The 841-nt window shown below is 43.6% G+C and carries 1 protein-coding gene; it reads right to left on the reverse strand.

Annotation, left to right across the window (positions count from 1 at the left end; all coding sequences use genetic code 11):
- Nucleotides 1–243 precede the first annotated feature (243 nt).
- Complete coding sequence (locus tag QEH53_RS23885) at nt 244–726, reverse strand: hypothetical protein (RefSeq protein ID WP_309025751.1); 483 nt, start codon at nt 724–726, stop codon at nt 244–246.
- Nucleotides 727–841: the final 115 nt, after the last annotated feature.

The raw sequence follows: 841 nt of genomic DNA on the forward strand, positions 1-841 counted from the left end.
TCCATTGTCAAATTGCGATCTTTCGTTTGCTGCAGGATCAATCCTAATTGAAGGGGATTTCGGGTTGGTTGGCCTTCTCGAAAATCGATCTATCCTTCGTTGTAGGATCTTCATATTTCATTCCTGGATTTAGGAATTGGATACGTCGCCAAGTTGTTCTCCCTAAAATTCCTTACCTCCCCATCGCCGAGGTCTCACGCGAGCGCTTGCGCGAGTTGTGAGGACCGACTTGATATGCTAATTTTAAATCCACCAACTTTTCGGAGAATTTGTTAAGTTCGAATATTCTGCTGTGATGTGGCTTCGGAAAATTTCTAGTTCATCACACAGTTTTGAATACTTTGGTGTGAACGAATTTATTAGGTATTCGTGATCGATTTTAAAGTCTTTCTTCTTGGCGGCTTCGACCATTGCGAAACTAACTATTTGCATCTCCGTTTCAGTCCTTTTCAAGTATTTTTCTAGGTCTTGGAAATACAACCGAACCAACATCCGTGGACGTTCTCGTAGGCTTGTGAGAAGATTCGATTGAGCAGCACAGCTAGAGCGACTTTCTACCCGAATCCATGCTTCACTTTCGATTTTCTCGAGAAAGACGTAAAGTTCTTCGAGTTTTAGTTTTAGATATTCATGCTTCTGTTGTGCATGCTGGAAAGCTTGTGCACCGATAAAAACCAGAATGGCGATACTCGCTGATATTAAGGCTGCTGTTAGTGTAGTGTCCATTGGGTTCTATCTTTGCATATCGCCGAGCTCAGACGCGAGCGCTTGCGCTCGTTGTCTGAAGCGACTTGTTCGCTGGTTGATCGTTTGAATTAGGGCGGGGTTCGACTTCTGGAAT

The organism is Pelagicoccus sp. SDUM812002, from assembly GCF_031127835.1.
In the GTDB taxonomy this organism is placed as follows: domain Bacteria; phylum Verrucomicrobiota; class Verrucomicrobiia; order Opitutales; family Opitutaceae; genus Pelagicoccus.